We start from the raw sequence: 7,523 nt of genomic DNA, 5'->3' as shown, positions 1-7,523 counted from the left end.
TTGCACCCTTTTGTACTTCTAACTTCTTGTTTTTATAAATTTTATTTTCAGATTATCACCAAAAAAATATAACATAAAAAAGAAGATTTCACTATGAAATCTTCACTTGATTTAAACAATTACGAACATGTCCAGACTGTCCAGTTACCTCTTCATTTTCAATCAAAGATAAGTGCACAGCTTCTTTACAAGATTCAATCGCTGCATCAAATACAATATTGATCTTATTATCGTTGATTTGTTTCAAAGTATGGACTTCTTCATTCCCAAAACGATTTGCGGTACTAAACGCAATCGCAATATCCCCAGAACCATTGCCCATATGCGATCCTGTTAAAGCTAAACCGACTGGCATTCTGTTACAAACTCTATGAAGTTGACGATCACTTAATGGAGCATCCGTTGCAATGATCATCATGATTGAACCTTTTTCTTGTTCTAAAGGCAATTGATTCCCCTCTACTTTATCTAACAAATATTGTTCTCTTAAACCAAAATTAGACAATACAAGTACACCTAGAGTATATGTATTTCCATCAATCTCAAAGATTCTTGAACTTGTTCCAATACCACCTGACATTTCAAAACAAGACATGCCTCGTCCGGCTCCAACACTGCCGAGTTCAAAATTTTTTTTACAGTCACGATACGCCTCATAAACATCTTCTTTTGTAACGACGCAATCGCGAATCGCATTTAGATATCCATCGTTGCATTCTCCAACGACAACATTAACACTTGTTAAATCTTCATTTTCTTTGACCATGATATCCACTAAGGCTTGTTGAACAACACCCACATTTAAAGTATTTGTCAAACAAATATAACTTTCTAAAGTTCCCAATTCCATAATTTGTGGTAATCCTGTCGTCTTCCCAAAACCATTTAAAATACTACAACCACAAGCTAACTTTTGATGAAATACATCTTCAGCCGTACGAATAAATGTCACACCTGTTTGGTGAGAATCAGAACAAATTGTTTTATGCCCAACCAAAACACCTTCGACATCTGTAATTCGATTTAATTTTCCTTTTTCCATAATATAACACCTCTTACAACCATTATATTAATAATTTTTAATTTGCACAAAAAAAGAAGCCGAAATCAATCAGCTTCTTTCATTTATTTCTTACTTGTAAAGTTCAACTAAACGTCGTAAGTGTTCATAACGTTCTTTAGCTACTTCTTCTGACTTAGCAAATAATTTTTCTGCTCTTTCAGGGAATGGTTTCACTAAACGAGTGTAACGAGATTCGTTGTGTAAGAAGTCTTGGTAAGTTCCATCTCCTTCTTTAGAAGTTAATGTGAATGGGTTCTTACCTGCTTCTTTCTTAGCTGGATCAAATGAGAATAAGTTCCAGTATCCAGATTTAACCGCTTTCTTCATTTCATCTTGACAGTGGTTCATTCCACCCTTAGCAATACCATGTAATTCACAAGGTGCATAACCGATGATTAAAGATGGTCCTGGATAAGCTTCTGCTTCAGCAATACATTTAACTGCTTGTGCAGGGTTAGCTCCAAGAGCGATTTGTGCTACATAAACGTATCCGTAGCTCATGGCGATTTCTGCTAAAGATTTTTTCTTCATTTCTTTACCAGCAGCAGCGAACTGACATACTTCACCGATGTTAGATGCTTTAGAAGCCTGTCCACCAGTATTTGAATACATTTCTGTATCGAATACCATAACGTTTACGTTTTCACCTGATGCAAGAACATGGTCTAATCCACCGAATCCGATATCATAAGCCCATCCGTCTCCACCGAAGATCCAAACAGATTTCTTAGCTAAGTATTCTTTCTTATCTAATACAGCTTTAGCATTTTCACATCCAGCTTCAGCAGCTTTTTCTACTTCAACTAATAATGCTTTTGTTGCTTCTGTGTTAGTACGAGTATTTTCTTTAGTTTCCATGAATTTTTCGAATGCAGCCTTGAATTCAGGAGTTGCTTTTTCGCTTTCGTTCATAGCACCTAATTTTTCGATAGCTTGTTCACGTAATACTTTTTGTCCTAATTGCATACCGAATCCGTGTTCAGCATTGTCTTCGAACAATGAGTTAGCCCATGCTGGTCCTTGTAAGCTGTCTTTGTTTACTGTATATGGAGATACAGATGCTGGACCACCCCAGATTGAAGAACATCCGGTTGCATTTGATACATACATGTGTTCACCAAATAACTGAGTAATTAAACGAGCATAAGATGTTTCAGCACATCCAGCACATGATCCAGAGAACTCTAACAATGGTTGGTTGTATTGAGAACCCTTAACTGTGTCATCAGCGAATCCAGAATCTTTCTTAGAAACGTTAGCTACTAAGTAATCGAATACTGGTTGTTCTTCAGCTTGAGATTCTTGAGGAACCATCTTGATTGCTTGAGTTGGACATACAGTGATACATTCACCACATCCCATACAATCTAATGGAGATACACTCATTGTATATTTGAATTCTGTAGCTTTTGGTTTAACATCAGCTAATTTGATTTGTGCAGGAGCAGCCTTAACTTCTTCTTCGCTCAATAAGAATGGACGAATAGTAGCGTGAGAACATACGAATGCACATTGGTTACATTGAATACATTTTTCAGGATCCCATTCAGGAACTGTAACAGCTGTACCACGTTTTTCGTAAGCACTAGCACCAGTTTCCCATTGACCATCGATGTTACCAACGAATGCAGATACAGGTAATGAATCTCCATCCATTTTGTTAACTGGTTCCATGATGTCTTTAACCATCTTAACTGTTGCAGGACGTCCTGACAATTCAGGTTTTGGTGCATCAGCTTCTGGGTTAGCCCAAGATGCAGGAATTTCAACTTTGTGAGTTGCGCCAACACCAGCATCGATAGCTTTATAGTTCATTTCAACAACTGCATCACCCTTCTTAGAGTAAGATTTCTTAGCAGCTGCTTTCATATAATCTACAGCTTCTTCAATTGGCATAATGTTAGCTAATTTGAAGAATGCAGATTGTAAGATCGTGTTTGTACGTTTACCCATACCAATTTCGATAGCTTTGTCAATGGCATTGATTGTGTACAATTGGATATTGTTGTCTGCGATATATTTTTTAGATTCAGCAGGCATGTGTTTGTCTAATTCTTCGTCTGACCATTGGCAGTTGATCATGAATACACCACCAGGTTTTACGTCTTGAACCATCTTGTATCCATTTACTACATATGAAGGGTTGTGACAAGCTACGAAGTCAGCCTGGTTAATGTAGTATGGGCTACGGATTGGTTTGTCTCCGAAACGCAAGTGAGAAATCGTGATACCACCAGTTTTCTTAGAGTCATATTGGAAGTAAGCCTGAATATATTTGTCAGTGTGGTCACCGATGATCTTAGTAGAGTTCTTGTTAGCACCTACAGTACCGTCTCCTCCAAGACCCCAGAATTTACATTCAACCGTTCCTGGAGTTGAAGTGTTAGGAGCTGGTTTAACTTCTGGCAACGATAAGTTTGTAACGTCATCCACGATGCCAATTGTAAAACGAGGTTTTGGTTCGTCTTTTAACAATTCAGTATAAACAGCGAACACACTTGAAGGTGGAGTATCCTTAGATCCTAAACCATAACGTCCACCGCAAAGAGTGATGTCATTTAATCCTGCTTCGCGAAGTGTTGTAGCTACATCTAAGTATAATGGGTCAGCTAGAGCACCTGGTTCTTTAGTACGGTCAAGTACTGCAACTTTCTTAGCTGTCTTAGGAAGAACTTTTAATAAGTGTTTGCTTGACCAAGGACGATATAAACGAACCTTAACTAAACCAACTTTTTCTCCTTTTGCAGTTAAGTAGTCGATAACTTCTTCAGCAACGTCATTGATAGAACCCATAGCGATGATTACACGATCAGCTTCAGGATCACCATAGTAGTTGAACAAGTCATAGTTTGTTCCTAATTTTTCGTTGATTTTACCCATGTATTTTTCTACTACAGCAGGTAATTCATCATATGCAGTGTTACATGCTTCACGGTGTTGGAAGAAGATATCTCCATTTTCGTGAGAACCACGCATAGTTGGACGTTCTGGATTCAAAGCGTGTTTACGGAATTCCTCAACAGCTTCCATTGGACACATTTCTTTTAAATCTTCGTAGTCCCATTTTTCAATTTTTTGAATTTCGTGAGAAGTACGGAATCCATCAAAGAAGTTGATGAATGGCACTTTACCTTCTAAAGCAGCTAAGTGAGCTACTGGAGATAAATCCATAACTTCTTGTGGGTTAGTTTCACATAACATAGCGAAACCTGTTTGACGACAAGCATAAACGTCTGAGTGATCACCAAAGATGTTCAATGCGTGAGTTGCAACTGTACGTGCAGATACATCGAATACACATGGTAATTGTTCAGCCGCGATCTTGTACATGTTTGGAATCATCAATAATAAACCTTGAGATGCAGTGAATGTATTAGTCAATGCACCAGCAGCTAATGATCCGTGAACAGCACCAGCAGCACCTGCTTCTGATTGTAATTCACTTACAACTACTTGATTTCCAAAAATATTTTTCTGTCCAGCTGCAGACCATTGGTCAATAGAGTCTGCCATTGGACTAGATGGAGTAATAGGATAAATTGCAGCAACGTCTGTAAAAGCATACGCAACGTGAGCCGCAGCCGTATTTCCATCCATAGACTGTTTTGCTCTAGGCATTAATATTTCCTCCTTTATAGATATTCAATACCATAGATTATTATACGAGCTTCATGTCAAATTTTAAAGGTTAAATTCACTATAGAGGTTAGTCTCTTCTAATTTGTAAGCGTATAAAAAAGAGACGTAAACACTTGCTTACATCTCTATTTTCATCATTACTCTTTACCTAATAGTTTGAACATATTCTTTTTATAAACTTCAACGCCAGGTTGATTGAATGGGTTAGAATCATTCATCAAAGTTGTCATTGCGATGGCCTTGAAGAAGAACATACACATATTACCAAAGTCATAAGAAGTCATGCCTGGCATAGTTAATAAGATATTTGGAACTCCACCTGTTTCTTCATGAGCCTGTAATGTTCCTTTGGCAGCCATTTTATTAGCCCAATCCACACTCTTACCAGCCAAGTAGTTCATTCCATCTTCATTGGCTTCATCATTAGGGAATGTTAAATCGATCATTGGTGTATCGACATATAAGTTTGTTTCGAACAATACTTTCTTACCTTCCTGAACAAATTGTCCTAAAGAGTGTAAGTCTGTTGAGAAACATACTGAATCAGGTAAAATACCCTTTCCATCTTTTCCTTCACTTTCTCCAAACAATTGTTTCCACCATTCGGCAACCATCTGCATTTGAGGTTCATAGTTTACTAACAATTCAACATCATATCCTTGGTTTTGAAGAATACGACGAGCCACTGCATATCGGTAAGCAGGGTTTTTTTCAAGAGCCGCATCTCCATATTCACCCATACCATCATGTAAACCTTTCATCAAAGCATCGATATCGATTCCAGCTACTGCGATTGGCAATAATCCAACTGGAGTAATGACTGAGAAACGTCCACCAATATCATCAGGAATGACGAATGTTTCATATCCTTCTTTATCTGCTAAAGCCTTCAATGTTCCTCTAGCCTTATCTGTAGTGGCAATAATACGATTCTTTGCATCTTCACCATATTTTTCTTCCATAAATTGTTTTAAGATACGGAAAGCCAATGCTGTTTCCGTTGTAGTTCCAGATTTAGAAATAACATTTACAGTAACTTCCTTATCTTTAATATAGTTCATGACCTGTGAAATATAAGTAGATGAGAAAGTGTTTCCCATATAAATAATTTCAGGCTTGTTGTCACCATATAAACCATTCATCATTTCAATGGCAGCACGAGCACCTAAATAAGATCCTCCAATACCACATACAACGAATACTTCTGTATTTTCACGTACTTTTGCGGCAACCTCTTTAATGCGACTAAATTCTTCTTTATCATAATTGTTAGCCCAGTTTAGCCAACCGATAAAGTCGTTACCCTTACAAGTACCATTTTGTAAAGCTTCATCAATAGCGCGAACTTGATTCTGATAAGCCTTTACATCTTCTTTTAAGAAAGCATGATTTAAATCTAACGTAATCATATTTATTTTCCCTCCATAGCTATCTCCACTCATGATTATACCACGATTTAACATTGTGTGATATAATGTTTTTTGTTAGGAGTGTGAGTTTATGATACCATCGTCCTTATATCCACTTGTTACAGCTCTTTTGAGCAATATACTTGCACAAGTAGGAAAAACGGTCGTATATTATTATAGAACTGGCAAATGGGACTTACACTGGGTCATCGCAAGTGGCGGCTTTCCAAGCAGTCACTCATCCACTGTAACTGCCCTTTCTCTTTCCATTGGAATTCAGGAAGGCTTTGATTCAGCCATATTTGCCGTAACCACTATCTTTTCCTTTATTGTCATGTATGATGCATGTCACGTCCGCTATTACTCAGGTAAAAATATTGAATTAACGCAACAGTTAGTCAAAGATTTACGAGAAATGACAGGACTTCGCTTTGACAATCCAATCTATCAAGAAAAATTAAAGAATGTTCTTGGTCATAAATTTGTCGAAGTCATCGGAGGATTTGTGGTAGGACTGATTGTCCCATTGATTTTATGTCCACTATTTTTATAAGTTAGGAGTGTTATTTTATGGATACTGTAGTAGATAGTAAAGCCGTTAATGATTGTTTAGATAAAATTCGTCCTTATATTCAACATGACGGAGGCGACATTGAACTATTAGGAGTTGACGAATTCAATGTTGTCTATGTTTCTTTCAAAGGTGCTTGCCAAGGATGCATGATGGCCTCTGAAGATTTCTCAGGTGGAATCAAAGAATTATTACTTGAAGAAGTACCAAACATCCGTGATGTAGTACTTGTAGGTTAAGATATCGAAAGATATCTTTTTATTTTTAGGAGTTTTACCATGTACACCAAAGAACAATTAAGGAGACTTTTGATTCCATTAATGTTCGAACAAGTTTTAAACGCATTAATGAGATCCGTTGATACCATTATGGTCACCAATATTGGTTCAACCGCTATTTCCGCCGTCTCCCTTGTGGATTCATTAAATATTTTAATCATCAATATATTTGCCGCCATGGCAACCGGAGGCGCCATCATCTGCGCCCAACACTTAGGTTCTGACCAAAAAACAAGGCCAATCAAGCCTTGAAACAATTGATTATCTCCGTCACCCTTATTTCCATACTGATTACCATACCCTGCATTTTATTCAGAAGACCGCTATTAACACTGAGTTTTGAATCTATAGAAAAAAGCGTGATGGATAATTCTTTAAGCTATCTATTCATCACGGCACTATCCTACCCCTTCATCGCCCTATACAATGCAGGTGTTGCAAGCTTTCGAACAAATCAAAATTCAAGACTTCCCATGACCATTGCGTTTAGCTCTAACATATCAAACATTGTGAGTACCCATCTGACAACCCCAGGCATTTTCCAAGCCTCTAGCCGTGGCATA

At 37.5% G+C, this 7,523-nt stretch carries 5 protein-coding genes and 1 pseudogene; 3 read left to right on the top strand and 3 right to left on the bottom strand.

The window, feature by feature from the left end:
• Positions 1 to 91: 91 nt before the first annotated feature.
• The 3 genes from LJE08_RS12125 to LJE08_RS12115 form a co-directional block, all read right to left on the bottom strand.
• A complete protein-coding gene (locus LJE08_RS12125; RefSeq protein WP_227403356.1) occupies positions 92 to 1,042 on the bottom strand; it encodes a P1 family peptidase in 951 nt (316 codons plus the stop codon).
• Between the two features lie 90 nt (positions 1,043 to 1,132).
• Positions 1,133 to 4,681, bottom strand: coding sequence for a pyruvate:ferredoxin (flavodoxin) oxidoreductase (gene nifJ / locus LJE08_RS12120; protein WP_227403355.1), 3,549 nt, complete (start codon positions 4,679 to 4,681; stop codon positions 1,133 to 1,135).
• Between the two features lie 158 nt (positions 4,682 to 4,839).
• Entirely contained in the window at positions 4,840 to 6,111 is a 1,272-nt protein-coding gene (locus LJE08_RS12115; protein WP_217256356.1) for a glucose-6-phosphate isomerase, read from the bottom strand.
• Positions 6,112 to 6,202: 91 nt separating this feature from the next.
• Between LJE08_RS12115 and LJE08_RS12110 the strand changes: the two genes are divergently transcribed.
• The 3 genes and pseudogenes from LJE08_RS12110 to LJE08_RS15350 all read left to right on the top strand — a co-directional run.
• Entirely contained in the window at positions 6,203 to 6,664 is a 462-nt protein-coding gene (locus LJE08_RS12110) for a divergent PAP2 family protein (protein WP_227403354.1), read from the top strand.
• 17 nt (positions 6,665 to 6,681) lie between these two features.
• Entirely contained in the window at positions 6,682 to 6,921 is a 240-nt protein-coding gene (locus LJE08_RS12105) for a NifU family protein (protein ID WP_117925153.1), read from the top strand.
• A gap of 39 nt (positions 6,922 to 6,960) precedes the next feature.
• Positions 6,961 to 7,523, top strand: a pseudogene (locus tag LJE08_RS15350) (MATE family efflux transporter); the annotation flags it as partial.

The sequence above is a fragment of the Holdemanella sp. DFI.5.55 genome (genome assembly GCF_020593575.1).
In the GTDB taxonomy this organism is placed as follows: Bacteria; Bacillota_I; Bacilli_A; order Erysipelotrichales; family Erysipelotrichaceae; genus Holdemanella; species Holdemanella hominis.
The sequence above is the reverse complement of the archived record's forward strand: the minus strand, read 5'-3'. Positions and strand labels throughout refer to the sequence as shown.